This is a genomic window from Bradyrhizobium sp. (assembly GCF_047605465.1).
GTDB lineage: Bacteria > Pseudomonadota > Alphaproteobacteria > Rhizobiales > Xanthobacteraceae > Bradyrhizobium.
The window spans coordinates 24,764-48,812 of sequence record NZ_JASGFS010000008.1 but is presented as its reverse complement, the minus strand read 5'-3'; the positions used below and the strand labels follow the sequence as shown (position 1 = coordinate 48,812).

Annotated in this window: 21 protein-coding genes and 1 pseudogene; 11 read left to right on the top strand and 11 right to left on the bottom strand. The window is 66.1% G+C overall.

Features of this window, described 5'->3' with window-relative positions; translation table 11 throughout:
- Positions 1-65 precede the first annotated feature (65 nt).
- Positions 66-2,147, top strand: a complete 2,082-nt coding sequence (locus QM712_RS10120; RefSeq protein WP_415022949.1) for a methyl-accepting chemotaxis protein — start codon at positions 66-68, stop codon at positions 2,145-2,147.
- A gap of 5 nt (positions 2,148-2,152) precedes the next feature.
- On the opposite strand, the gene QM712_RS10115 is transcribed toward QM712_RS10120, so the two are convergent.
- Both QM712_RS10115 and QM712_RS10110 read right to left on the bottom strand, forming a co-directional pair.
- Entirely contained in the window at positions 2,153-2,743 is a 591-nt protein-coding gene (locus tag QM712_RS10115; RefSeq protein ID WP_415022948.1) for an NADPH-dependent FMN reductase, read from the bottom strand.
- Positions 2,744-2,800: 57 nt separating this feature from the next.
- Positions 2,801-3,748: a helix-turn-helix domain-containing protein gene (locus QM712_RS10110; protein ID WP_415022947.1), complete on the bottom strand. Its 948-nt coding sequence runs from the start codon at positions 3,746-3,748 to the stop codon at positions 2,801-2,803.
- A gap of 301 nt (positions 3,749-4,049) precedes the next feature.
- Here QM712_RS10110 and QM712_RS10105 point away from each other — a divergent pair, with 301 nt between their 5' ends.
- The 3 genes from QM712_RS10105 to QM712_RS10095 all read left to right on the top strand — a co-directional run bounded on the left by QM712_RS10105 (position 4,050) and on the right by QM712_RS10095 (position 6,648).
- Entirely contained in the window at positions 4,050-5,177 is a 1,128-nt protein-coding gene (locus QM712_RS10105) for a DUF2336 domain-containing protein (RefSeq protein ID WP_415022946.1), read from the top strand.
- Positions 5,174-5,503: a PilZ domain-containing protein gene (locus QM712_RS10100; RefSeq protein ID WP_415022945.1), complete on the top strand. Its 330-nt coding sequence runs from the start codon at positions 5,174-5,176 to the stop codon at positions 5,501-5,503. Before QM712_RS10105 ends, QM712_RS10100 begins: the two co-directional genes overlap by 4 nt.
- Positions 5,504-5,571: 68 nt before the next feature.
- Entirely contained in the window at positions 5,572-6,648 is a 1,077-nt protein-coding gene (locus QM712_RS10095; protein ID WP_415022944.1) for an HD-GYP domain-containing protein, read from the top strand.
- Between the two features lie 398 nt (positions 6,649-7,046).
- Here QM712_RS10095 and QM712_RS10090 read toward each other — a convergent pair whose 3' ends face one another.
- A complete protein-coding gene (locus QM712_RS10090) occupies positions 7,047-7,724 on the bottom strand; it encodes a nitroreductase (protein WP_415022943.1) in 678 nt (225 codons plus the stop codon).
- 134 nt (positions 7,725-7,858) lie between these two features.
- Between QM712_RS10090 and QM712_RS10085 the strand changes: the two genes are divergently transcribed.
- The 3 genes from QM712_RS10085 to QM712_RS10075 all read left to right on the top strand — a co-directional run bounded on the left by QM712_RS10085 (position 7,859) and on the right by QM712_RS10075 (position 10,062).
- Complete coding sequence (locus QM712_RS10085; protein ID WP_415022942.1) at positions 7,859-8,821, top strand: alpha/beta hydrolase; 963 nt, start codon at positions 7,859-7,861, stop codon at positions 8,819-8,821.
- Between the two features lie 5 nt (positions 8,822-8,826).
- Positions 8,827-9,720 carry a dienelactone hydrolase family protein gene (locus QM712_RS10080; RefSeq protein ID WP_415022941.1) on the top strand — a complete coding sequence of 298 codons (894 nt, stop codon included), beginning with the start codon at positions 8,827-8,829 and terminating at the stop codon, positions 9,718-9,720.
- 93 nt (positions 9,721-9,813) lie between these two features.
- Positions 9,814-10,062, top strand: coding sequence for a hypothetical protein (locus QM712_RS10075; protein ID WP_415022940.1), 249 nt, complete (start codon positions 9,814-9,816; stop codon positions 10,060-10,062).
- A 220-nt stretch (positions 10,063-10,282) separates the two neighbouring features.
- Here QM712_RS10075 and QM712_RS10070 read toward each other — a convergent pair whose 3' ends face one another.
- Entirely contained in the window at positions 10,283-11,905 is a 1,623-nt protein-coding gene (locus tag QM712_RS10070) for an ABC-F family ATP-binding cassette domain-containing protein (protein WP_415022939.1), read from the bottom strand.
- Positions 11,906-12,028: 123 nt separating this feature from the next.
- Positions 12,029-13,636 carry a multicopper oxidase family protein gene (locus tag QM712_RS10065; RefSeq protein WP_415022938.1) on the bottom strand — a complete coding sequence of 536 codons (1,608 nt, stop codon included), beginning with the start codon at positions 13,634-13,636 and terminating at the stop codon, positions 12,029-12,031.
- A 230-nt stretch (positions 13,637-13,866) separates the two neighbouring features.
- Between QM712_RS10065 and QM712_RS10060 the strand changes: the two genes are divergently transcribed.
- The 4 genes from QM712_RS10060 to QM712_RS10045 all read left to right on the top strand — a co-directional run bounded on the left by QM712_RS10060 (position 13,867) and on the right by QM712_RS10045 (position 19,789).
- On the top strand, positions 13,867-16,641 hold the full coding sequence (locus tag QM712_RS10060) for a xanthine dehydrogenase family protein molybdopterin-binding subunit (protein ID WP_415022937.1): 2,775 nt from the start codon (positions 13,867-13,869) through the stop codon (positions 16,639-16,641).
- Entirely contained in the window at positions 16,638-17,162 is a 525-nt protein-coding gene (locus QM712_RS10055) for a (2Fe-2S)-binding protein (RefSeq protein ID WP_415022936.1), read from the top strand. Before QM712_RS10060 ends, QM712_RS10055 begins: the two co-directional genes overlap by 4 nt.
- Before the next feature lie 20 nt (positions 17,163-17,182).
- Positions 17,183-17,800, top strand: coding sequence for an Isoquinoline 1-oxidoreductase subunit (locus tag QM712_RS10050; RefSeq protein WP_415022935.1), 618 nt, complete (start codon positions 17,183-17,185; stop codon positions 17,798-17,800).
- Between the two features lie 123 nt (positions 17,801-17,923).
- A complete protein-coding gene (locus QM712_RS10045; RefSeq protein ID WP_415022934.1) occupies positions 17,924-19,789 on the top strand; it encodes a tetratricopeptide repeat protein in 1,866 nt (621 codons plus the stop codon).
- Positions 19,790-19,834: 45 nt separating this feature from the next.
- Here QM712_RS10045 and QM712_RS10040 read toward each other — a convergent pair whose 3' ends face one another.
- The 6 genes and pseudogenes from QM712_RS10040 to QM712_RS10015 form a co-directional block, all read right to left on the bottom strand.
- Complete coding sequence (locus tag QM712_RS10040) at positions 19,835-20,539, bottom strand: GrlR family regulatory protein (RefSeq protein ID WP_415022933.1); 705 nt, start codon at positions 20,537-20,539, stop codon at positions 19,835-19,837.
- A 254-nt stretch (positions 20,540-20,793) separates the two neighbouring features.
- Positions 20,794-20,943: a hypothetical protein gene (locus QM712_RS10035; protein ID WP_415022932.1), complete on the bottom strand. Its 150-nt coding sequence runs from the start codon at positions 20,941-20,943 to the stop codon at positions 20,794-20,796.
- Positions 20,944-20,998: 55 nt separating this feature from the next.
- Complete coding sequence (locus tag QM712_RS10030) at positions 20,999-21,466, bottom strand: hypothetical protein (RefSeq protein ID WP_415022931.1); 468 nt, start codon at positions 21,464-21,466, stop codon at positions 20,999-21,001.
- Positions 21,467-21,607: 141 nt separating this feature from the next.
- Complete coding sequence (locus tag QM712_RS10025; protein ID WP_415022930.1) at positions 21,608-22,429, bottom strand: tetratricopeptide repeat protein; 822 nt, start codon at positions 22,427-22,429, stop codon at positions 21,608-21,610.
- Between the two features lie 32 nt (positions 22,430-22,461).
- Positions 22,462-23,147 (bottom strand): annotated as a pseudogene (locus QM712_RS10020) (substrate-binding domain-containing protein).
- A 19-nt stretch (positions 23,148-23,166) separates the two neighbouring features.
- Positions 23,167-23,868 (bottom strand): GrlR family regulatory protein, encoded by a 702-nt coding sequence (locus tag QM712_RS10015; RefSeq protein WP_415022929.1) that lies wholly within the window; start codon positions 23,866-23,868, stop codon positions 23,167-23,169.
- Positions 23,869-24,049 lie beyond the last annotated feature (181 nt).

Genomic DNA, 24,049 nt, shown 5'->3' with positions numbered 1-24,049 from the left:
TTAAGCTCGCCTGCCTATCGTCTGTGAAGAATGGCTTTCTCCTTTACGTAATTGCCGGACGGCTCATGAAAATCGGTACGCTCCTGACCACCGCCATCGTCTCGCTCTCGACCGTTGGCGGCGGCCTCGCCGTCTATGTTGCGGTGACGAAATACCAGACGATGGAGAGGATCACCGAAGCGCAGGGCCGGCTCTCGATCGTCCGCGCCGTGAGCGACATTCCGCGCTATCTCAATCCCGAGCGGGGCTTTGCCACCAACATCCTCTATGGACCTGCGACCGTCGATCCGGCGCAGCTCTCCGAGCATGACAAATTGCGCAAGCAGACCGACGGCGCGCGCGACAGGATGAACGCGTTGCGCAAGAAGCTCCCCGGCTCCTTCGATGACGGCAACGCCATCGGCGGCAGCATCGACACCATCAATTCGAAATTCGCCGCGCTGCGCGAGGCCATCGACAAGGCGATCATCGGCCCCGCGGATGCCCGCAAGGACGCCGCCCGGAAGATCGTCGCCGACAACGCCGTTCTGAACGCCGGTGTCACGGCGCTGCTGAACGAGCAGGTCCGCCGCATGGCGATCCTGAACGGCGATGCCTATCGCCAGGCCAACTACGCCAACATCGCCATGACGCTCCGCGACATCGGCGGCCTCAATGCCAGCGTGCACAAGAACCTCGTCGGCGGAAAGAAGGTCGCGAACGACGCCGAGAAGGCGGAAGTCGCCCGCTCGCAAGGACGCAACGACCAGATCGTCATGTCGCTGATGGAATTGCGCGGCAACCCGGCGACACCGGCGAACGTCGCCGCGGCGCTGGAGACGATGAACGCGATCTATGTCGAGGAGTTCGGCCGCGAGCTCAAGCTCGCCAAGGAAGGCGCCGTCAGCGGCAAGTACGAGCACGACGTCGAGACCTACTATCTGGCGTCCCAGCGCGGCCTCGGCACCGTCATCGGCGTCCGCGACGCGCTGTACGACAACGCCGAGCAGATCCTCGCGGGCGCATCCGCCGCCGCGCACGCCAGCTTCACCATCGCGCTGCTCGGCCTCCTCGCCGTGCTGATCGCCAGCGTCGGCCTCGTCGTGATGGTCCGCCGCAGCGTCTGCGCGCCGATCGTCAACCTGACGTCGCGAATGTCACGGCTCGCCGATGGCGACGTTGCCGACAGCATTCCCGGCGCCGAGCGGTCCGACGAGATCGGCGCGATGGCGGCGGCGGTCCAGGTCTTCAAGGACAACATGATCCGGGCCGACCGGCTCGCGGCCGAGAAGCAGGCCGAGAACGACGGCAAGATGCGCCGCGCGCAGGCGCTCGACGACCTGACCCGTGCCTTCGAAGCCAAGGTGTCCGAGCTCGTCGGCGGCCTGTCCGAGGCGTCCTCCACGATGGAGAGCACGGCGCAGTCGATGACCTCGACCGCGGCCCAGACCAACAGCCAGGCCGCCGTGGTTGCCGCGGCGTCCGAGCAGACCTCGACCAACGTGCAGACCGTTGCAAGCGCCACGGAAGAGCTGACCTCCTCGATCGCGGAGATCGGCCGCCAGGTCGCCCAATCGACCGAGATCGCGGCCCGCGCCGTCGAGAATGCGCGCCGCACCGGCGACACCGCACGCGCGCTCGCCGAGGGCGCGCAGAAGATCGGCGACGTCGTCACGCTGATCCAGAGCATCGCAGAACAGACCAATCTCTTGGCGCTGAACGCGACCATCGAGGCCGCGCGCGCCGGCGAGGCCGGCCGCGGCTTTGCCGTGGTCGCTTCCGAAGTGAAATCACTGGCCGGCCAGACCGCCAAGGCCACCACGGAAATCTCCGAGCAGATCACCGCGATCCAGACCGCGAGCGACGAGACCGTGACGGCGATCCGCCACGTCGCCGACGTCATCGCCGAGATCGACCAGATCGGTACGGCGATCGCTGCCGCGATCGAGGAGCAGGGCTCGGCGACCGCGGAGATCTCCCGCAGCGTCCAGGAAGCCGCCCGCGGCACCCAGGAGGTCAACGCCAATATCACCGGCGTGCAGCGCGCCGCCGACGATACCGGCGCGGCGGCCCATGACGTGCTGGGCGCGGCTGAGCAACTGTCGACGCAGTCGCGCGACCTCGCCGGACAGTTCGACCGCTTCCTCAGCGAGGTCAGGGCCGCATAAGCGGCTCAGTACGGCGGGGCCTTCCGCGCCCGCTGCGCCTTGGCGGCCTCGATCCACCACAGCAGATCGTCGGCAAAGCGCGGGAACGAGCGTTCCAGCGCCTTGCCCCCCTCGCCGATCGGTTCGGATTCCGCCGACAGCGTCTGCGCGATCGGACCGACGCCGATGGTGCTCGACACCACCACCATGCCCATCTCCGACAGCGTGCCGTGCCAGGCGGTCGAAGCACGTGCGCCGGACAAACGCCCGGCCGAATAGCTGGCGATCGCAGCCGGACGCCAGAACCACTCTTCCAGGAAATGGTCGGTGAGATTCTTCAATCCGGGCTGAATGCCCCAATTGTATTCGCCGGTGACGAACACGAAACCGTCGGCGCCGCGGATTTGCCCGGCCAGCTTCTCCAGCGCCTCGGGAGCCTTGCCCTTGGGGTGTTCCTTGTACATGCGGTCGAGCATCGGCAGCCCGATCGCCTTGGCGTCGATCAGCACGACGTCTTCGCCACGAGCGCGCAGGCGATCGACGACGAAATTCGCCAAGCGGATGCCCATGCGGTCGGAGCGGTAGGAACCGTAGAAGACGAGGATCCGGTTGCTCATTGCCGGCAGGCTAGCACAGAACCGGTTTCGCGGCGCGCGCCATTTGCCGGCAACGCATCACGACCGGCGGCCGCGCTCCAGCGTCTCCGACGGCGCCTCCCCGAACTGTTCGCGATAGCTCCGGGAGAAGTCGCTGAGGTGCCAGAAGCCTGACGCGAGCGCCACGGCCTTGACGCTCTCCGCGCCCGCGAGGAGGCGCTGACGCACCAGCCAGAGACGACGCAGGCGCAGATAGCGATGCAGGCTCATGCCGCGATAACGCCGGATGACGTCATGCATGGTGCGGACGGAGATGCCGAGTTTGCGTGCCAGCTCCTCACTGTAGATGGGCTGCGCGAGATCGTCCGACACCAGCGCGCGGATATCCTGGAATATCTTGAAGTTTCGCGCGTCGTTCGGCCACGAGGTCCATCGCGCCGGCACGATGTCGGCGATGGCCGCGTCGACCGCTCCGAAGAGGGATTCCTTCATCGCACGGGCCTTGAACGGCACCTCGATGGGATCGATCGGCTCGGACGCCGCCGCCACCACCTCCCGCACGACCCGCCGCAGACGGTTCAGCGCCGGAATGCCGGTCTCGAATATCTTGAAGGTCGAATTCGTCGGCGGCCAGCCGCGGTCCTTGACCTCGGGCCGAAACACCACCGAGGCGATCTGTCTCGGCGCCTCTTCGATCGTATTGTAGGCGGCGCCGCCGCTGCCGATGACGATGACCGCGCGGTCACGCTGCGCGCCGTTGAAGCGGATCGGAATCTCCGTCTCTTCCATGGCGAAGCCGACGGCCGTGCAATCCGCCGTGAGCTGCGCGTCCACGACGCGGGGAAACGCGCGCGTCACGTTCACGTCGCAGCCCGGCAGTTGCAGGATGATCTGCTCGGTCGAAATTCTGCGCACGAACGGCGTGAACTCGATGTTCAGGCCGCGTATCGAACTGCGAAATTCGTCGACATCGAAGAAGCGAAAAATCTTTGGCGCCAAACCCGGCGCATCATCAATATTGGTCATGGCAAAATGAAAAGCGGCGTCAGGAAGTCGCAAGCGCCGACGAAAACCGGTGTGATTTTCCCCCTTCCGGCTCCAAGCAGAACCGAAAGACTCATCCTATCCTCCTGCGGTCAATTGGCGAGGGTTCAACTCAAAGGACAAGCTGGCTCAGGGCCGTCCGCCAAATTTCGATAGCGTTTCCCGTGAATTAAAGGTGTGACCATACCCGAACCACCGGCGTCTAAAACTCAAATTAACAACTCTGAGGCGCAATAGAGTTTGTTCAATACTCAGATTTTTAGCATTTTCAGGCCTGCCACCGATGGCAAATTCGCCTGCCGATATCCTTGCAGAACTGGAAGAAGCGGTCGCGGCCTGCTCGCCGGAGCGGTGCGCGCGGATTCTGACGGGTATCGTCCGCCTGCTCGCGGTCGGCTCCGACCAGCCTAACCAACAACTGGTCAACGTGGCTGACGCTATCCTCCGTCGCCTGACGGGACGTGTCGCCCCCGCCGCGCTGGTCCCGGTCAGCCTGGCACTTGCCGAACTCAAGGCAGCTCCGAAGGAGACTCTGCGGGAGTTGGCCCTGCACGCCGATCCGGACGTGGCATGTCCGGTCCTGCTCAAATCCCAGGCAATCTCGACGGCGGACCTCGAGGCTGCCGCGACGTCCCGCGGCGAGCGGCATCGGCTCGCGATCGCCGCGCGGGGCACGCTCGAAACAGCCGTGACCGAAACGCTCGTCAAGCATGGCGCCCGCGACGTCCATCTCGCGTTGATCCAGAACCCCGGAGCGGGCTTCTCCTCCGCGGCCTATGCCGCGTTGGCGGCCAGGGCTGAACGGGACGGCGATATCGCCAAGGCGCTGGCGCTCAGGCCGGGCATCCCCGACATCGTTCTGCGCAAGCTGCTTCCTCCCTCGCCCGATCCGAAGACTCCGGCGAGGCTAGAGGCGCCCGCCTCGCCGCCCCAGCAGGCCGCCGCGCCAGCCGGCGCAACGCCCGCCCCCGTCGTGCCGAAGCGCCCCGGCTCGGCCGAATATGCGAAGGCGCGACCGGAGATCGTCGCGCTCAACCGCACCGGCAAACTCAACGACTCCACGGTGAACCGCTTCGCCATCCGGGGGGAAACCGCCAATCTGTTCACCGCGCTGTCGGTGCTCTCGTCGGCTCCCATCGAGATCATCGAGCACGTGATGACCGATGCCGATTGCGAGGGTCTGGTGATGGCATGCCGCGCTTCGCGGCTGAACTGGCAGACCACGCTTGCGATCCTGAGCAATCGCGGCGGCGCGCGGCTGTCCTTCGCCGAACGCTCTCGGGCGCAGGAGATATTCGACACGCTGCTTCTGTCGACGAGCCAATGGAGCGTGCGCTGGGGGGAAATTGCCGCGAACGCCAATCCGGGTGATCCGGGACATTGCGGCGTCAAGGTTGGGGGCAGCCGATGAGATTCGATAGTCGCAAGGCGCTTCGCGTCCGGATGGATCACAGGCAGCCCGTCAACCTGATGGGTGCCGACGGCACCTGGCGCCGCAGTTGCGTCCTGGTCGACGTCTCGGAGACCGGCGCCAAGCTCGAGGTCGAAGGCACGCTCGACGTGCTCCAGGCCAAGGAATTCTTCATGCTGCTGTCCTCGACGGGGCTCGCCTACCGGCGCTGCGAACTGGTCTGGATCGACGGCACCATGGCCGGTGTCCATTTCATCACCGCGGACACCAAGAAGAAACCGACGAGCCGTCAGGACGGCTCGCAGAAATTCGACCACAACAGGTAGGTCCGACATTCATCTCATCGAACTCCGACGCATTGCAGTCCAGGCTAATTGTGCAGAACGCGCGAACCATGTCCATTGTTAGCGGCACCCACGGGGTGGACCGTACGTTCGTGCACGTCCTGGCCGACACATCCGACAAATTGTCGGGTGTCTGCTCGATCCTCGAACACAGATTCACCGTTGCCGCGGAACGGCTCGACGCGGAATCCAGCCTGCCGCAGACGCCCGCTGCCGTCGTCGTCCGCGCGGAGCTGCGCGACGTCGACAGCATTGCGGCGATCAAGAAGCGGGCCACGAAGCTGGCAAAGGCGAGGAAGCTGATCTTCCTCGTCGAGCACAGCTCGCACGTGTGCGTCTCGCAGGCCTATGCGCTCGGCGCGACGCTCGTCCTGCCCGGGACCATCAACCGAACCAGGCTGCTCGCCGCGCTTGCTGATCCCCCTGCTGCTTCATCCGGTGCCGAGCCGCAACCGGACAACGCCGTCGAGACCGCGGCGACCGCCATTGCGTCGATGTTCACGGCCGTCACGCTCGGCGAGCCGATCGACATCGACGGCACGAAGGAGGCCGGTCGCAAGATCGCGGAGCGCATCAGCGAACACGGCCTGTCGGAATGGCTCACGACAGTGCGGCGCCATCACGAGGGAACCTATCAGCATTGCCTGCTCGTGACGGGAGTCGCGATCGACTTCGGCCTCAGCCTCGGCGTCGGAAGAACGGATCTCGAGCGCCTGTATTCGGCCGCCATGTTCCACGACATCGGCAAGGCCCGGATCCCGCTCGCCATCCTGGACAAGCCGGGCCGTCTCGACGACGACGAACGCGCCCTGATCGAGACGCATCCCGCCGCGGGCTACGAGTTCCTGAAAGGACATGCGGCGATCTCGCCGGAGATTCTCGATGCCGTGCGGCATCACCACGAATATCTCGACGGAAGCGGATATCCGGATGCGCTTTGCGGCGAGAACATCAGCGACATCGTGCGAATTCTCACGATCTCGGACATCTTCGCGGCGCTGATCGAGCATCGGCACTACAAGCCGCCGATGCCGCGCGCGGAGGCTTACAACATTCTTTGCGGGATGACCGGAAAGCTCGAGAAGGCGCTCGTGACTTCCTTCAAGCAGGTCGCAATCACGAGATGAGCGCACGCGCGAGCGCGCGGCGATGCCGAGGACAGTAAGCCGGGCCTAGTGAGTCGCCCGGTACTTGGGACGGTGCGGGATCGACCTGCAGGCCAACCCTTCCGCAATCTGCTTCATGTCTTCGCGTCTGCCGCTGCGGATCAAGCGGCCGAACTCTTCAGGACTGAACGGAAGACTTGGATCGTCTCCCACCGCATGCCGCACTCGCGGACCGAAGAACCGTAGAACCAGGCTAGCCAGCCGCCGCATGTCAATTCCCTCGCGCCAGCAACAAACCTTTTACTGTGGCCATTGTTCCTCCCGCACGATCGAGATTGCAAGAGGAAGCAACGAGCCCACACGAAAAATTTCAGCGGGGGAATAATCGTTCTCGTCGCCCCGGCCGCGGCTGTAGTGCCTCAATCGGCAAAGCCGACGTAACGTACGAAGTCGCCATTCTCCTCGCGATCGGAGCGAACGGTATTCGCGGCGAAGCTCTCGTCGGGATAGCCCAACGCGACGCACGTCATGATCACTTCGTCGTCCGGGATCTTGGCGACCTCGCGCACGATGTCGGAGCGCATGATGCCCTGCCCGTTGATCACCGAGCCGAGCCCACGGTTCCAGGCCGCGAGCACGATGCCGTAGCTGAGCGCGCCGAGATCGAAATGACAGACGGCACCGGGATCGAGCACGCGATCGTAGGTGAGCACCAGCGAAACCGGCGCATCGAACTGGCGGAAGCCGCGCAGCACCCAGTCCTGTCGCATCGGCTTGTCGTCGCGTTCGATACCCATCGCTCCGAACAGCTTCTTGGCGATGTCGACCTGCCGCGTGCGATGCACGCCCTGGTACTCGCCATGGCTGACGATGTCGCGCTTGACCTTCGCGCCGGCGATCATCTCCTCCATGTTGCGCCGGCGCACTTCGTCCAGCGGCGCACCCGTGAGCACGTGGACGTGCCAGGGCTGTGTGTTCATCGATGACGGCGCGCGCTTGGCACTTTCGATGATCGCCTCGATCACGTGTCGCGGCACCGGCTGCTGCCTGAACCCGCGGACGCTGCGGCGCGACTGCACAAGCGTTTCGAATTCCACCTCACGACCTCCCATGCTCATCCGGCAGCATTGCAAGACCGCCGGTTGCCGATGCGGCGCACGAAATCTATGCTAACCCGCAAGCAAGACCAAGAACCCGGTGTGGACCCGCCACGCCCCGTGAGGACCAGACAATGCCTGCACCACTCGATCCCGTCATCGCAGAGATCATTCCGAAGCTGCCGCTGCGCGATCCGACCACGATGACGCCACAGAGCGCCCGCGATGCCTTGCGCGCACTCGCTGCCGCGCGCGCCGCGGTGCCGCCGCCGCCCGTCGATATCGTCAAGGACATCCAGGTGAAGGGCGGCGCCGGTCCGCTCGCGGCGCGTCTCTACAGGACCGGCAGCGGCTCCGCGCCGACGGTGGTGTTCTTTCATGGCGGCGGCTGGGTTGCGGGTGACCTCGAAACCCACGACCGGCAGGCCCGACTGCTGGCGATCGAAACCGGCGCGGTCATCGTCTCCATCGACTATCGGCGGCCGCCGGAGACGCGCTTTCCCGGCGCGTTCGAGGATGCCTTCGCGGCGGCGCGCGATGTTTTCAGCCGTGTCGCGGAATTTGGCGGCGACGCGAAGCGCCTCGGGGTTGCCGGCGACAGCGCCGGCGGCAATCTGGCGGCGACCACCGCCATTGCCTGCCGCGATGCCGGCATCAGGCTCGCCGCGCAAATGCTGGTCTATCCCGTGACCGACGTCGCCGGCAGCTATGCCGACGCGCGCGAGAATGCACGCTTTCCGTCCCGCAGCGAAAACGCGGAGGGCTATTTTCTCTCCCGCGCGGTGATGGAATGGTTCGCCGGCCATTATCTGGCTGATCCCGGCCATGCCGCGGATTGGCGTGTGTCGCCGCTGCGCGCCGCATCGCTGGCCGGACTTCCGCCCGCGATCGTGACCACCGCCTGGTTCGATCCGCTGCGCGACGAAGGCGCGGCCTATGCGCGGGCGCTGGAGGCCGCCGGCGTGCCGGTCAGGCATCATGAAGGCGCCGGCCTGATCCATGGCTATTTCGGGCTGGGCGAGGCCTCCGAGGTTGCGCGGGCCGAGGCGCAGCGTGGACGGGCCGACTTCAAGGCCCTGCTCGCACGCGGGATCTGATCGCTTTGCGGCCGGACCGGAACGCATCATGGTATCGGCCCGGTCGTCTCTGGATCGGCCTGATCGCGGCACTGCTGTCGATCCGGCCGGCCTCTGCCGCACCGCAAACCGTCTCGTTTCGCAGTGCAGACGGCAGCACCGAGCTCGTCGGCTACCTGTTCCAGCCCTCCACGCCCGGGCCCTGGCCGGCCGTCGTCATGCTGCATGGCCGGGGCGGCCCCTACTCCATCAACGACAACGCCGATTGCACCTATGTCGGCGCCGGCACGGCGTCGCGCTGCAACGCCACCACATTGTCCCGGCGCCATGCGATGTGGGGCGAATACTGGTCGGCGCACGGCTACCTGGCCCTGCTCCCGGACAGTTTCGGCCCGCGCGGCAAGGCGCACGGCTTCGGCCGCTTCACCCATGGCGATCCCGATCGCGCCGACGTCAACGAGAAGACCGTGCGGCCGCTCGATGCCGAGGGTGCTCTGGCCTATCTGCGTCAGCGCAGCGACGTGATCGGCAACCGCATCTTTCTCCAGGGCTGGTCCAATGGCGGCAGCACCGCGCTGAACGTGATGATCCGGCAGGCGACCCAGCCGGGCTATCGCGGCGCGCTGGTGTTCTATCCGGGCTGCGGGCCGGCCGCGCTTCTCGCGCCGGTCATCCCCGCCACGGCGCCGATTGCCGTGTTTCTCGCCGCCGACGACGAGGAAGTCTCCCCGCAGAACTGCCAGCGCGTCGTCGACCGATCGCATCAGGCCGGCGCGCGCATCGATCTCACCGTGTACCCGGGCGCGACCCACGATTTCGACGATCCTTCGTCCCGGCGGCAGTCCGTGCCCGGGAATCGCGACGCGATGGACGATGTCCTCGTCAAGGCCGTTGCGATCCTCGACCGCTGGAAAAATTGAAACGAATGCGAATGCCGCCGCGCCGATCCAGCTTGATTGCGCCACGATTCCGGGTTCCAATTCCCTCGCCACTTTTGGTTTAGGGAGACACCCATGATGAAGCGGATTTTCCTGGCTGCGATCCTCGCCACCTTTGCAGCCGGCTCGGCCCTCGCGGACGACACCTGCGAGAGCAAGGCTGTCGGCAAGGACGGCAAGGCACTGGCCGGCGCGGCCAAGACCTCGTTCATGAAGAAGTGCAAGGCCGACGCCTGTACGCCCAAGGCGGTCGGCTCCGACGGCAAGCCGCTCGCCGGCGCCGCCAAGAACAGCTTCATGAAGAAGTGCGAAGTCAGCGCATAACGCGCCGGGATCAAGATCCACTCACCTTGCCCCGCTCGCGGGGCGAGGTGACGTCTTCAGGCCGCTGCACTCGTCAAACGCCCGTCGGGCCTTCGTCGCGCGATCATCGCGATGTCGCAGATCCCGGGAGTTGCCCCGTACGGGCCAGCGCGAGTCCTGCCTGTCTTCCGCTCCGACAGTGGCGGATGTCGCTTCGAGTTATCCGGGCGACCGAGCCCGTCTACGACCGCAGTCCGGGCGCTTCCTGGCCGGTGCGCGCGACGTATTCCGTATAGCCGCCGCCATACTGGTGGATTCCTTCGGGCGTCAGCTCGAGCACGCGGTTGGACAGCACGCTGAGGAAATGCCGGTCGTGCGATACGAACAGCATGGTGCCCTCGAAATCCGACAGCGCCGTGATCAGCATTTCCTTGGTGGCGAGATCGAGATGGTTGGTCGGCTCGTCCAGCACCAGGAAGTTCGGGGGATCGAACAGCATCTTGGCCATCACCAGCCGCGCCTTCTCGCCGCCCGAGAGCACGCGGCAACGCTTCTCGACGTCGTCGCCGGAGAAGCCGAAGCAGCCGGCGAGCGCCCGCAAGGAGCCCTGCCCCGCGGTCGGAAACGAATCTTCCAGTGACTGGAACACGGTACGCTCGCCGTCGAGCAGGTCCATCGCGTGCTGGGCGAAATAGCCCATCTTGACGCTGCCGCCGAGCGCGACGGTGCCTTCGTCCGGCTCGCTCGCACCGGCGACGAGCTTCAGCAGCGTCGACTTGCCGGCACCGTTGACGCCCATCACGCACCAGCGCTCGCGGCGGCGGATCATGAAATCGAGACCGTCATAGATGCGCTTGGTCCCGTAGCCCTTGTAGACGTTCTTCAGCGCGACGACGTCCTCGCCCGAGCGCGGCGCCGGCAGGAAATCGAACGCGACGCTCTGGCGGCGACGCGGCGGCTCGACGCGCTCGATCTTGTCGAGCTTCTTGACGCGGCTCTGCACCTGCGCGGCATGCGAGGCGCGCGCCTTGAAGCGCTCGATGAACTTGATCTCCTTGGCGAGCATGGCCTGCTGGCGTTCGAACTGCGCCTGCTGCTGCTTCTCGTTCTGCGCGCGCTGCTGCTCGTAGAATTCGTAGTCGCCGGTGTAGGTCGTGAGCGAGCCGGAATCGATCTCGATCACCTTGGAGATCACGCGGTTGATGAACTCGCGGTCGTGCGAGGTCATCAGGAGCGTGCCTTCATAGTCGTGCAGGAACTTCTCAAGCCAGATCAGGCTTTCCAGATCGAGATGGTTGCTCGGCTCGTCGAGCAGCATGACGTCGGGACGCATCAGGAGGATGCGGGCCAGCGCGACGCGCATCTTCCAGCCGCCGGACAGCTTGCCGACATCGCCCTCCATCATCTCCTGGCTGAAGCCGAGGCCGGACAGCGCCTCGCGGGCGCGGCCGTCCAGCGCGTAGCCGTCGAGCTCCTCGAAGCGGTGCTGCACCTCGCCGTAGCGGGCGATGATCTCGTCCATCTCGTCGGCCTTGTCGGGATCGGCCATCGCGGCTTCGAGCTCGCGGAGCTCGGCCGCGACCTCGCTGACGGGACCTGCGCCGTTCATCACCTCGGCGACCGCGCTATGGCCGGACATCTCGCCGACGTCCTGGTTGAAATAGCCGATGGAAATGCCGCGATCGGTCGACACCTGCCCTTCGTCCGGCAGCTCCTCGCCGGCGATCATCCGGAACAGCGTGGTCTTGCCCGCGCCGTTCGGGCCGACGAGGCCGATCTTCTCGCCCTTGTTGAGGGCGGCGGAGGCTTCGATGAACAGGATCTGGTGGCCGGCTTGCTTGCTGACGTTGTCGAGGCGGATCATGGCGGTCTTTTGGGGGAATTTTGCGTTGCAGCGTAATAGGCCATGCGGGCCGCCAGGGGAAGCCCGGCCGATGCCGGAATCCGCCCCCGGGACGGGTCGATTTCCCGCAATCCGCCCCGAGACTTAGGGCTTATAGACCTCGACCGTCTGCATCATGCCCATCTCCTCGTGGTTCATCATGTGGCAATGGAGCATGAAGACGCCCGCGAAATCGAGGAAACGCGAGCGGAACACGACCTCGCCGCCCTTGCGCTCGACGATCACGGAGTCCCGCCATTCGGGCGTCGCCAGCGCCTTGCCGTTGACCGAGACCACCTGGAACGGATTGGTGTGGATGTGGAACACGTGGTCGTCGTGCTCATGCGTGTTGACGATGGTCCACTCCTCCACCGCACCGAGCTTGACCCTTTGATCGATACGGCCCGGATTGAACTTCTTGCCGTCGATGAAGAACTCGAACTCCTGCCAGTGGCCGGCGGCGTCGGCCTCCGGCGCGGTCGCCGACAGCACCACCTTGCGGCGGTTGGTGATCTCCGCGTCCTTGATGGATGCGAGCGGCGCCGGCGGAAGCGCACGCGGCAGCTTCATGTCCATCGGCGCGCCTGACACCACGACGCGCGCCAGCGGGCCGACCGGAGACGGATGGCCCTGGTCGTAGGGCATCGCGTTGAAGGCATAGGTGCCCGGCGTGCCCGCCTTCACCAGGATGTCGGCGCGCTGGCCCGGCGCGATCAGGAGCTGCTTGAGCGGCTGCACGGCGCCGAGCTGGATGCCGTCATAGGCGATCGCGTGCAGATCGTGCTTCTCGAGGTCGAGCAGCATGTCGTCCTGATAGGCCGCGTTGAGAATGCGCCAGCGCTGCACTTCGCCGGGGCGCATCTCGATCATCGGGCGGCGCTGGCCGTTGATCGCGAGAAACCGCGTCGCGGTCTCCGGAAACAGCGTCTCGAAATTCTCGATCATGCCGCTGGCGTCGTGGACGACCTGGGTCAGGACCAGCAGCCGCTCGCGCGCCGCCGCGATCTCCGCAACGTCGGCGAAATCGCCCTCGACGATGATGGCGCCGACCATGCCGCTCGACATCTGGATGTCGGCGCTGCCGTGATGGTGCGGATGATACCAATAGGTGCCGCGCGTGTGGTCGGCCGGAAGCGCGATCTCGATGTTGTAGCTGTGGCCGGGTGCCATCGAGCGCATCACGTTGTCCGCGATCCCGCTCGGGCTCGCATGCGCACCGTGGAAATGGAAGTTGGTGTTGTTGAACTGGTGCGGGTGGCTGATGTTGGCCGGCAGCCCGTCGCGGTTCGGCGGCAGGTCGTTGATCAGCTTGATGCGCAAGGTCTCGCCCGGCTTCATGCGCAGCGTCGGCCCCGGGCTCGTCCCTTCATACGACCTGACATAAAGCCTGACGCCGCCGATCTGGCGATAGGCGTAGCTGCAGCGCAAGGTCGTGCTGAGCACGCCGTTGACGGAGCGCCGCACCTCCGGCTCGGTCAGCGGCTGGTCCATCGCCGGCACGGGCGTTTCCGGAACCATGCCCATCGTCGGCGACATGTCCGCCGTGTGCGACGTCCCGCCATGGTCGTGCGCCGCATGCTGGGCCTTCGCCGTCCCCGCGATCAGCGACAACGCGCCGGCCTTGAGACCGCAATCGAGCAACTGCCGCCGCGACAATCCTCTGGCGCCCGTCGTGGCGCCGACGGAAACGCCGTCGTCCTGATCCTGCCGCATCTCAAGCCCCCCTGTGCCACGAAACGTCTTCAATTCGATTCGACTGCAAATCAAGCACGAATGAGTATTTCGTCGCGCGCGCAGCTTCTTCATTCGTTGTAAACGTCCTGCCCTTTTCTATCATCGCGTGGCGAATCGTGACAGCTTCACGCCAGCGTCGGCGCGTACCATTCGGGCATCGATTCCGTCAGCATCGCTGTGCCCACCAAACCTTGTACAAGGATGAGATCATGCGGCCTTCGCGACGCGAGTTCGTGAAGTGGTTTTCGGCGGGAGGGATCACGGTCAGCCTCTCGCACCTGGGTCTGGCGAAAGAGGCGCCGTTCGCGTCCCACGAAACGCTTCCCGGCCGCGGCAAAATCAACCCTGCGGCAAAAGGCGCGGGCCGCGTCGACGGCGTCGCAAAGGTCACCGGCGCAAAACTGTACGCGTCCGACTTCCGCGCCAACGACCTGCCCGGCTGGCCGCAGACCACTTCGCACGCGATCCTGGTGCGCGCCAACGACGCCACGCACGTCTACACCGGCATGGATCTCGGCCGTCTCAAGGGCGCGCTGAAGCCGGCCGTCGTCGTCACGGCTTCCGATCTCGACCGCATCGGCACGCAGGTGCCGGAGTTCTACGCCGGCGACCTGTTCTGCCCGCTCGGCAAGACGCCGCTCTATCTCGGCCAGCCGGTCGCCCTGCTGATCTTCGAGACCTTCGACGCCTTCGATCGGGCGCGCATCGCCTTGCGCGACGGCACCTTCGTCAGGTTCGGCGAAGAGACCGGGCCGGTGACCGCGCCCGATTACGGCTCCTACCGCTTCACCCGCGTCGCGGGTCCCTCGCCCGACAAACCGGACGTCTATTCGCCGATCCAGGCCGGATGGGTCTCGCCGAAGAAGGTTCAGAACGCGGCGCTGCCGGTGTGGTCGCCGCTCGCCAGGGAGATGCCGCCCGACTACGTCAAGGCAGCCAAACATGGCGAGCGGATCCGCGCGGAGCTTGCCGCTGACGACGACGCCATGCTGGTGCTCGACCGCGAGTTCGAGACACAGTCGGTCGACCCGATGTTCCTGGAGCCCGAATGCGGCCTCGCCTGGTACGCCGGCAAGGGCGGCACGCTCGAACTGGTGCTCGGCGTGCAGTCGCCTTACGAGGCCGCGGAGTCGCTCGCGCATCTCCTCGCCAGCGCCCACGCGCCCTACAAGCCCGCCCATATCAACGCGCAGTTCGCCCATGTCGGCGGCGGCTTCGGCGGACGCGACCACACGCCCTTCATCCTCTATGTCGCGCTCGCCGCGATCGTCTTCCCCGGCAAGCCGGTGCGGCTCGCGCATGACCGCTACCAGCAGTTCCAGGGCGGCATCAAGCGCCACCCGATCAAGATGCGCTCGCGCATCGGCATCGACCGCGCGAGCGGTCTCATCAGGGCTTTCGCGGCCGACCACGTCCTCGACGGCGGTGGCCTTGCTAATTTCTCCGCCAATGTCGCCGTCGTCGCCGCCACCGGCGCGATCGGGATCTACGACATCCCCAAGGTCGACGTCACCACGGTGGCGATGCATTCGCGCGGCGTGACCGCTGGCTCGATGCGCGGCTACGGCACGCTGCAGACCATGACCGCGATCGAGGTACTGGTCGACGAGGCCGCAGGCGAGCTCAAGCTCGATCCGATCGAATTCCGCAGGCGCAATGCGCTGAAGCAGAACGGCCGGACCATGACGGGCAATCCCTACATCGTCTCGGTCCGCACGCCGGAACTGCTCGACAAGCTCGAACAGCATCCGATCTGGCAGCAGCGCGCTCAGCTCAAGCAGCAGGGCGCTTCCGGCCGGCTGGTCGGCACCGGCGTTGCCTGCGTGACCAAGGATTACGGCTCCGGCGCCGACTGTTCGCTCGGCCGCGTCGAGCTGGACCCCGACGGCAGGATCGCGATCTTCTGCGACCACGTCGAGATGGGCAACGGGATCGGCACGGCCCTCGCCAATCGCGTCGCAAACCATCTCGGCATCATTGCCGACGAGGTCTCGGTCGCCCGCGTCGACAGCTACGATGCCCTCGGCCTCGTCACCTCCGGCGATCCCTACACGATGGACCAGAAGACGCAGGACGCGGCCGAGAAGAATCCGCGCTGGGTACCCGCGATCAGCTCGGCGACATCCGCCTCGATCGGCGCGCATGTCGGCACGCATTCGGCCGCCGAAGCCGCCCGCGCCATCTTCCGTTTCGGGCTCTGGCCGGCGGCGCTCGAGCTGTGGCGCATTCCGAAGACCGATCCGCGCGCACGGCAATGGGCAAGCGCGAGCTGGCGCAACGGCCGGCTCACGATGCCAGATCTCGAACCGCTGGCGCTGCCGGCACTTGCCGCGACAGCCCACGCACGCGGCTTCGTCACCGGCGCGGTCGCGCACAGCTTTTCGCGCTGGGCCTGGTCGCGGGCGCGCTTTCCCCTGTTCGGCGAACAATATCGCGCCGAGATCGACGCACTCGCCATCCGCAGGGGCAACGGCAGGTTCGAACGGATCAACCGCAGCAGCGTCAAGTTTCCGCCGACCGACAACAACCGGATCGGCACCGCCTACACCTCGATGTGCGGCACGCTCGTCCGCGTCGAGATCGAACGCGCGACCGGCGCACTCCGCATCGCCAAAGCTTACAGCGTGTTCGAGTGCGGCACCGCGCTCGTGCCCGAGGTGGTCATGGGCCAGGCCCATGGCGGCTTCGCCATGGGTGTCGGCTACGCGCTTTTGGAAACGCTGCCGCCGTTCGAAGGCGGCCCCGGCAACGGCGAATGGAATCTCGGCCGCTATCTGGTCGCGCGCGGCTCCGACCTGCCCTTGCGCGACCTGGAAATCGAGATGCTGAAGCCGCGGACACCGGACGAAGCGCCGAAGGGCATGGCCGAGGTCGTGATGATCCCGATCGTGCCGGCGCTGATCAACGCCATTCACGACGCGACCGGCCACCGCTTCCGCAGCCTGCCGGTCACATCAAGCCTCTTGAAGGGAGTGCTCGCGTGACGACCCTCAGCCTCACCATCAACGGCCGCAAGCACGGTCCGACGGAGGTCCGCGACGATCTCTCGATGAACGACTTCCTGCGCGAGATCCTCGGGATGACGGGGACCAAGTTCGGCTGCGGCGCCGCGCAATGCCTGAGCTGCGCCATCATCGTCGACGAGCCCGACGGCACCAGCTACACCAGCCCGACCTGCATCGCGCCGGCCGTGAACTTCGACGGCAAGACGATCCGCACCGTCGAGGGACACGCCAGGGACGGCGAGCTCTCGGCCCTGCAGCAGGCCTTCGTCGATCATTTCGCGTTCCAATGCGGCTATTGCACCGCCGGTTTCCTCAACGAGGGCCAGGTGCTGCTCGAGCGGCTGTCGCGCAAGCCTGTCGCGCGCGAGACGCTGGAGCAGACCATCGCGGAGGCGCTCGACGGCCATCTCTGCCGCTGCACCGGCTACATCAAATATCACGAGGCGGTGCGTGACGTGATCCTTGCGGATTCAAACCGCTATCTCATCGCCACCAAATAGCGGCGCGGAGGACACCAGCCATGATCTCCGATGCGCGGTTCACGACGATCGCGGTGATCGTCGCTCTCGCCGGCAGCCTTGGTGCCGGCTACGCCGCCTCGCAGACGGCGAGCCACGCACTTGCCTCTCCCGACAGCTTTGCCGGCATCGCCGACCCCCAGAAGCGATCGGCCGCGATCTTCACCGAACTCGGCAAGGTGCTGACGCATCCGCGCTGCACGAACTGCCATCCCGCCGGCGATAGTCCGCGCCAGGGCGACACGCCCCGCCTGCACCAGCCGCCGGTGGCGCGCGGCGCCGACGGTCACGGGCTGGAGACGATGCGCTGCCAGGCCTGCCACCTGAAGGCCAATTTCGAGCCAGGCCGCGTGCCCGGTCATCCCGAATGGCACCTCGCTCCGCGCGAGATGGCATGGGAAGGCAAGACGGTCGGCGAAATCTGCGAGCAGATCAGGGATCCCGCGCGCAACGGCGGGCGCAAGGTGGACGAGCTGATCGATCATATCGGCAAGGACACGCTCGTCGGCTGGGCCTGGAAGCCCGGCTTCGGACGCTCGCCTGCGCCGGGCACGCAGGAGCAGGCCGGCGCGCTGGTCGAAGCCTGGGTAAAGACCGGAGCCGCCTGCCCCGCGCCGTGACGGGACGACGAAGCGGGAACTGATCGGCCCCGGGACGGACCGTTTCGAGGCACCGGCCCGCCGGTTTACCGGGAGCTGACGAATCACCTAGGGATTGCAACCGGCTATTCCCGAGGAATTCTCATGGCCAATCCTGATCGCCAATTCGCCGAGCCGGACAAACGAGACAACGATCTCGGATCGATCGACGGGACCCGCACGGCCGTCGCGCTTCTCGCGGAGCTTCACGCATCAGCCATCGAACATCTGCGCGACGGGCGATTGCCGAAGGCGCAGTCTCGCGCCAAGGAGGCCCTCAAGCTGGATGCGGAGAACGCCGCGAGCATTCACCTCATGGCGGTCGTCGACCTCGCCGCCGGCCGCGCGGACAAGGCGATAGATTGGGCGTCCCGTGCGATCAGGAAGGACCCGCAACCCGCCTATCTGGCAACGCTGGGCAATGCGCTCGTGGCGGCAGGTCGCATCGATGAGGCCCTGAGAGTCTTCGACAAGGCTGTCCAGCTCCGGCCTGACGATGCCGAGCTGTGGCGGCAGATGGGCGACGGCCTGACGCAGGCCCGGCGACCGAACGATGCCTTGCTGTGCTTTCGTCGCGCGCTCGAACTCGATCCGAACCATGCCGACGCCGCCTACAAGATCGGACACATTCTTCATGGAGCCGGGCAACTCGCGGAGGCGCTCGTGCATCTCGACCGGAGCGTCGCGCTCCGCCCCGACCATGCCCCGAGCTTCCATATGCGCGCCTTGGTGCTGAACGGACTGAAGCGGCACGACGAGGCGATCGCTGACGGCAGGCGTGCAGCCGAGCTCGATCCTCGAAACTCCGAGACCCTCAGCAATCTCGGCGCATTTCTTCGCGCGCAGGGCCGCCTCGACGAAGCTCTTTCGTTCTACGATCGATCATTGAAGGTCAAACCCGACGCTGGGAAAACCGTCTTCAATCGGGCCAATGTCCTGGCGGAGCTCGGGCGCGTGGACGACGCGATGTCCGCCTACAAGCGGTCCGCGGTCCTCGGGCCGGAGCACGCGCGCGCGGCATGGAATCTCGCCCTGCTTCAGATGCTGACCGGCGACTTCAAGCGCGGCTGGAAGGGCAGAGAGACGCGCTGGGATGTCCCGTCCCTCATGAAGTCCTATCCGCCGCTCGCCGGACCCAAGCTGGCAGGGATCGAAGGCGTGGCCGGCAAGACGGTGCTCGTTTGCGCCGACGAAGGATTGGGCGACGCCATCCACTTCGTGCGATACGTTCCGATGCTCGCAGCCTGCGGCGCGAACGTCGTCCTGCTCGTGCAGGACGCGCTGCAGCCGCTGTTTTCAGCACTGCAAGGCGTCTCGCAGTGCCTCGCGGGATCGTCCGGGGCGCACATACCGCCCTTCGACTTCCATTGCCCCCTCGCCACCTTGCCGATGCTTTTCGGCACGCGATTGGAAACCATTCCAGCGGCGACGCCCTATTTGCCCCCCGCATCTCCAGCGCGCATGCAAGCCTGGCAAGAGCGGCTCGACGATCGGTTCGGCGATGGTCGATTGCGGGTTGGCCTTGCCTGGTCAGGCAACGCCGAGCACGCGAACGATCACAATCGATCGATTCCGTTTCGAATGCTCACCGGCCTTCTGGACACGGGTGCCGCCTTCGTCAGCCTGCAGAAGGAGGTCAGGCCGACCGACCAGCCGGCATTCCGCGAGCGGACCGACATCCTCGACGCGGCACCTCATCTCACTGATTTCTGCGAGACGGCCGCACTCATCTCGTGCCTCGATCTGGTCATCAGCGTCGACACCAGCGTCGTTCATCTGGCGGGCGCGCTGGGCAAGCCGACCTGGGTTCTGCTTCCCTGCGTCCCGGACTATCGGTGGCTTCTCGGTCGGGACGACAGCCCGTGGTATCCGACGGTCCGCCTGTTCAGGCAAACCGCGAGCCGTGACTACGCCACCGTGATCGACGGCGTCCGCGAGGGGCTGACCAAGAGGCTCGATCAGCCCCGCTAAACGGTCGAAGCGCATAAGGCGGTTCGGCGATGATCGCCGTAAGCCCTACGCCCGCCGCATCAGTCTGAGCGAGGCCGCAAGACGCAGGCTGCGCTTGCCGGCCAGCGCGATGCCTTCGATCTCTCCACTGTCGGCGGTGCAGCTGCCGGAAAATCCGATCCCGACTTCGTAGCCGCCGAACACGGGATTCTCGCCCCGCGCCGGCGTGTGTTCCTGGTTGAGCATCTCGCCCTTCCAACGGCCGTCCGCCGAGGAATACGAGCCGAGATAGTAGAAGAACGCATCGCCGCCGAGGATGTGGCCGTCGATCAGCAGCATCACGCCGGAGAGCCCGGCATCGACACCGTCGAGCGCGCGCAAGCTGATCGCGTAGAGCCCGTTGACGATCCCGCCCGGACCGATCGTCCCGCGCGGCGGCAGCGCCTCGTCGTCGAGCCGTGCGAGATTGGCCCAGAACCTGCCGCCCGGCATGGCATCGGAGTGACCTTCGAAGCGGATCTGGTGGCCGTCGAACGGCCCGCGCACGCTGATCGCGGCGACGTCGGAGCCCATCAGCGGCTTGAAATTGGGATCGTCGTTATGGCGCTCGGTGATCACCTCGCCCACGACCTCGCCATCGTGCGCCCGATAGGTGCCGAGATGCGCGAAGGCCGAGTTGCCGCCCAGCATCTTGCCGTCATGCATGCACATGATGCTGCGTCCGAACGCATCGTTGATGCCGTATTCAACCTTGTAGAGTCCGTCCAGCAACGCAATCGGCCCGCAAAATCAAGAAAGGAATCGCGGGCTACCTAGCACTCTCGCCGCACCGTGGCCATCCGGCGTTTCCGCGCAGGGCTGCTTGCGGAACCTTTCGCCGCCAGGATGCCATCGTGCGCCTGGTTTGCCCGACGGGTCAATCCACTTCGTAAAATCCGCAGCCAGCCGTTCTGACGCCCCGGCTACTGTGCATGGGGTTGTTTTCGAGTTTTTGGTTGTTCGCCTCGTGGCGGCGCAGCCGGCAATCAGTGCCGCTTGAAATACTGCACGTCGCGCTCGTGCTTCTCGGCCGCGGCGCGGCTCTTGAAGGTGCCGAGGTTGCGGCGCTTGCCGGTCTTCGGATTCACCTTGCGTGAGTAGAGGCGATATTCGCCGGTTGCGAGCTTGCGGATCATGGTTGCCTCCTGTCGTGCGTTCGGTTTCAACCCGCGCCACGTCAGGTCCGTTCCGTCAGGGCTTGACGGCCGGCGCGAATTGCTGATTGGCGAAGGGCTGTTGATCGGAGGGAACCCGCATGACGACGAAGCTTCGCTTCATCGACCTGTGACAGGCATTGCAACCGTCGGTCAATTCGCCCAGCGCCTTTCCGAATTTGCGGCCGTCCTTCGCCGCGACCGCATCGGCGATCGACTGCAACGACGGCTCCAGCGTCGTGACGTTGCTGACGGGAATGCCGGAATAGAGCACCGCGGCCTCGACCAGGCTGGCCTTCAGCTGGTTCAGCTCGTAGGCGGCCAACTCCCAGTTCTGCGCCTTGCCGGCCAGCCAGAGCTTCTGGTGCCGCGTCTGCGCGGTGCTCATGATGTCGCCGAGGCGCGGCACGTATTGATCCGGGGACGGCGACCTCAGGTCCTGGGCCGCAACCGCACTGGCCGCTCCCGACACGGCGAACGCCACCATCCAATTCCGCAGCTTCATCGCAGATCTCCCTTCCGCTGAAGGCAGATTGTAGCCACGCACGGAGCCCGGCGGCCTTGCGCTCGATCAAGCCCCGCATTGGTCCCGCGGATGCAGGCACGCGACAATGCCGCTCGTCACGACAGGCCGGAAGCACAGAGGCTAGAAGCACAGCGTGGTGACGAACTTCCCCTGCTTGTCCTTGATCGCATAGGGACAGCGCAGGCGTTCCACCGCCTTCTTGGCATCCTCATTGCCGAGCGCGGCGGCGCGCTCGTAATAGGCCTTCGCGGCGTCCTTGTCCTTCGCGCCACCGCGGCCGTCCTGCGCGAAGGCGCCCATCCGTTCCAGCGCGCCGGGATGGTTCTGCGCCGCCGCCTTCTCGAACATCGCACGCGCCGCGACGTCATCCCGCTCCCCGCCGGTGCCGTTGGAGAGCATCAGGCCGAGCTGATACTGCGCCTCCGCATTGGTCTCGGCGGCCTTGCCGAGCAGCGCGCGCGCCTGCGCGGGATCGGCAGGCGCGCCACCGCCCGCGCCACCAAGCGCGGCAAGATTGCTGACACCGCGGGGGTTGCCGGCCTGCGCCGCCTTCTCGAACAGTCTGCGCGCCTGCGCTTCGTCCTTCGCGACGCCGGAGCCGGTGCCGTAGAGCACGCCGAGTTCGACCATCGCCGCGCTCGATCCCTTGTCGGCCGCCTTGCGCCAGGCCGCCATCGCTTCCGCCGTCTGCCGATTGGCCGCATAGGCGCGGCCGAGCTCGAACATCGCGCGCCGCGACGATGGCGCGGCCTGTTTGCAGAATTTGATGGCGGTCGCGACGTCGGAGGCTGCGACCTCCGGCACGCCCTTCACGTCGGCGGGCTTGTCGGGATCGCTGGGATCGGCCGCGACCCGGTCGCACAGCACGAGGTCGGCCGATTGCGCATGCGCCGCGAGGGGCACGCCAAGCAAAAGCAGAACGGCACAGAGACGGGCTCGCATGGTGGTCACGTTGCGTCGCGGTGCCGGCGAATTCAAGGCTCCAGCCCCGATTGCCGCAGCACCGGGACGACCTCCGCGGATGCCAGGTAGCGCAGCAAGCGGTCGGCCGCGTCCGGATGCTCGGCGCGCGCCATGCGGCCGGCAGAGAACACGGCCGGTGTCTGCAGATCGTGCGGAATCGGACCGACCACCTCGATGCCATCGACCTGCTTGAGTTCGCTGATCTGCTGCACGGCGAGATCGGCCTCGCCGCTGATCAGCCGCTCGGCGGTGAAGCCCTGCTGCACGATGGTGGCGCGGGCATTGATCTCGTCGGCAATCCCCATCCGACGATCAATTGGGCGAAGTAGATTCCGCTGGCGCCGAGCCGCGAATAGGCGACGGAGCGCGACGCGGTCAGCGTCTTGCGCAGCGCGGCCTCGCTGCCGATGTCCGGGTGCGGCTGCCCGGCGCCGACGGCAATGCCGACGAAGGAACGCGCCAGATCGGCCGCGCTCGCGGCGACGACGTAGCCCTCCCCGATCATCTCGTCGAGGCCCTCGCGCGTGAGGATCACGAGATCGGCGCCCTCGCCGTCACGCAGCCGCTTGAGCAGCGCCTGGGTCGGCGCGAAATCGGCATCGATGCGGACGCCCGCCGCGGCCTCGTAAGCAGTGGACAATCCGCGCATCGCCCCCATCAGGCCGAGCGTGGAGAGCATGCGGACGACATTTTCCATCTGCGCTTTCCGGTGGCGATCAGGCGCGGTGCATGAGCTTGAGCGCGGCGGTCAGGCGCAGGCTGCGCTTGCCGGCGAACGCGGTCGCCTCCAGCACCGCGTGCTCCTCATCATAGGTGCCGGAGAAGCCGATGCCGACCTCGTGGCCGCCGAAGACGGGATCGTCCTTGGCCGGCGAATGCTCCTGGTTGAGAATCTGGCCCTTCCACCGGCCGTTCGCGGCCGTGTAGCTGCCGAGATAGTAGAACGAGGCGTCGCCGCCGAGAATGCGGCCATGGTTGAGCAGCATCACGCCGGTCAGGCCGCCGTCCAGTCCGTCCAGCATCCGCAGATGGACCGAGTAGAGACCGTCGACGATGCCGCCCTCGCCGACGCCACCGGCGATCGGCACCTCGTCCTCGGTGATCGGCGTCATCAGGGACTGGAATGGCACGCCGGGCAGCTCCTTCAGCTCGCCCTTGAAACGATAGAGATCGCCGTCGGCACGGCCCTTCGCGATCAGGGTCGCATCGTCGGTGCCGGCCAGCGCGCGATAATTCGGATCGGGATTGTGCCGGACCGTGTTGATCACGACGTCCACACCGTCCTCGGTCTTCGCATAGGTGCCGATATGCGCGAACGCGGAATTGCCGCCGAGCATCTTGCCATTGCCGGCATGCATCACGCTCCGGCCGACGGCGTCGCCGAGCTGAAATCGTACCTTGTAGAAACCCTCGAACACCAGCCGCGTCCCCGGCCCTGCGCACATCCGGATGGCATTCTACCCCCCTTTCAGCCGCGATGGACAAGTTTCGCGCGATCTGCACCGGCGGATCACAGGAATGGTTGTCATCAAGATGCAAAAATCCGCCGGAGCCTTTCAGCTCCGGCGGATTGAAAGCCAACCCGGACCAGCCCCCCAG

What these genes read in the sequence shown, in the direction of transcription:
- QM712_RS10025 (WP_415022930.1), bottom strand. Translation starts at nt 22,429, where the DNA reads ATGCGAGCCCGTCTCTGTGCCGTTCTGCTTTTGCTTGGCGTGCCCCTC.
- QM712_RS10045 (WP_415022934.1), top strand. Translation starts at nt 17,924, where the DNA reads ATGGCCAATCCTGATCGCCAATTCGCCGAGCCGGACAAACGAGACAAC.
- QM712_RS10030 (WP_415022931.1), bottom strand. Translation starts at nt 21,466, where the DNA reads ATGAAGCTGCGGAATTGGATGGTGGCGTTCGCCGTGTCGGGAGCGGCC.
- QM712_RS10060 (WP_415022937.1), top strand. Translation starts at nt 13,867, where the DNA reads ATGCGGCCTTCGCGACGCGAGTTCGTGAAGTGGTTTTCGGCGGGAGGG.
- QM712_RS10075 (WP_415022940.1), top strand. Translation starts at nt 9,814, where the DNA reads ATGATGAAGCGGATTTTCCTGGCTGCGATCCTCGCCACCTTTGCAGCC.
- QM712_RS10050 (WP_415022935.1), top strand. Translation starts at nt 17,183, where the DNA reads ATGATCTCCGATGCGCGGTTCACGACGATCGCGGTGATCGTCGCTCTC.
- QM712_RS10120 (WP_415022949.1), top strand. Translation starts at nt 66, where the DNA reads ATGAAAATCGGTACGCTCCTGACCACCGCCATCGTCTCGCTCTCGACC.
- QM712_RS10110 (WP_415022947.1), bottom strand. Translation starts at nt 3,748, where the DNA reads ATGACCAATATTGATGATGCGCCGGGTTTGGCGCCAAAGATTTTTCGC.
- QM712_RS10085 (WP_415022942.1), top strand. Translation starts at nt 7,859, where the DNA reads ATGCCTGCACCACTCGATCCCGTCATCGCAGAGATCATTCCGAAGCTG.
- QM712_RS10070 (WP_415022939.1), bottom strand. Translation starts at nt 11,905, where the DNA reads ATGATCCGCCTCGACAACGTCAGCAAGCAAGCCGGCCACCAGATCCTG.
- QM712_RS10105 (WP_415022946.1), top strand. Translation starts at nt 4,050, where the DNA reads ATGGCAAATTCGCCTGCCGATATCCTTGCAGAACTGGAAGAAGCGGTC.
- QM712_RS10100 (WP_415022945.1), top strand. Translation starts at nt 5,174, where the DNA reads ATGAGATTCGATAGTCGCAAGGCGCTTCGCGTCCGGATGGATCACAGG.
- QM712_RS10035 (WP_415022932.1), bottom strand. Translation starts at nt 20,943, where the DNA reads ATGATCCGCAAGCTCGCAACCGGCGAATATCGCCTCTACTCACGCAAG.
- QM712_RS10095 (WP_415022944.1), top strand. Translation starts at nt 5,572, where the DNA reads ATGTCCATTGTTAGCGGCACCCACGGGGTGGACCGTACGTTCGTGCAC.
- QM712_RS10115 (WP_415022948.1), bottom strand. Translation starts at nt 2,743, where the DNA reads ATGAGCAACCGGATCCTCGTCTTCTACGGTTCCTACCGCTCCGACCGC.
- QM712_RS10065 (WP_415022938.1), bottom strand. Translation starts at nt 13,636, where the DNA reads ATGCGGCAGGATCAGGACGACGGCGTTTCCGTCGGCGCCACGACGGGC.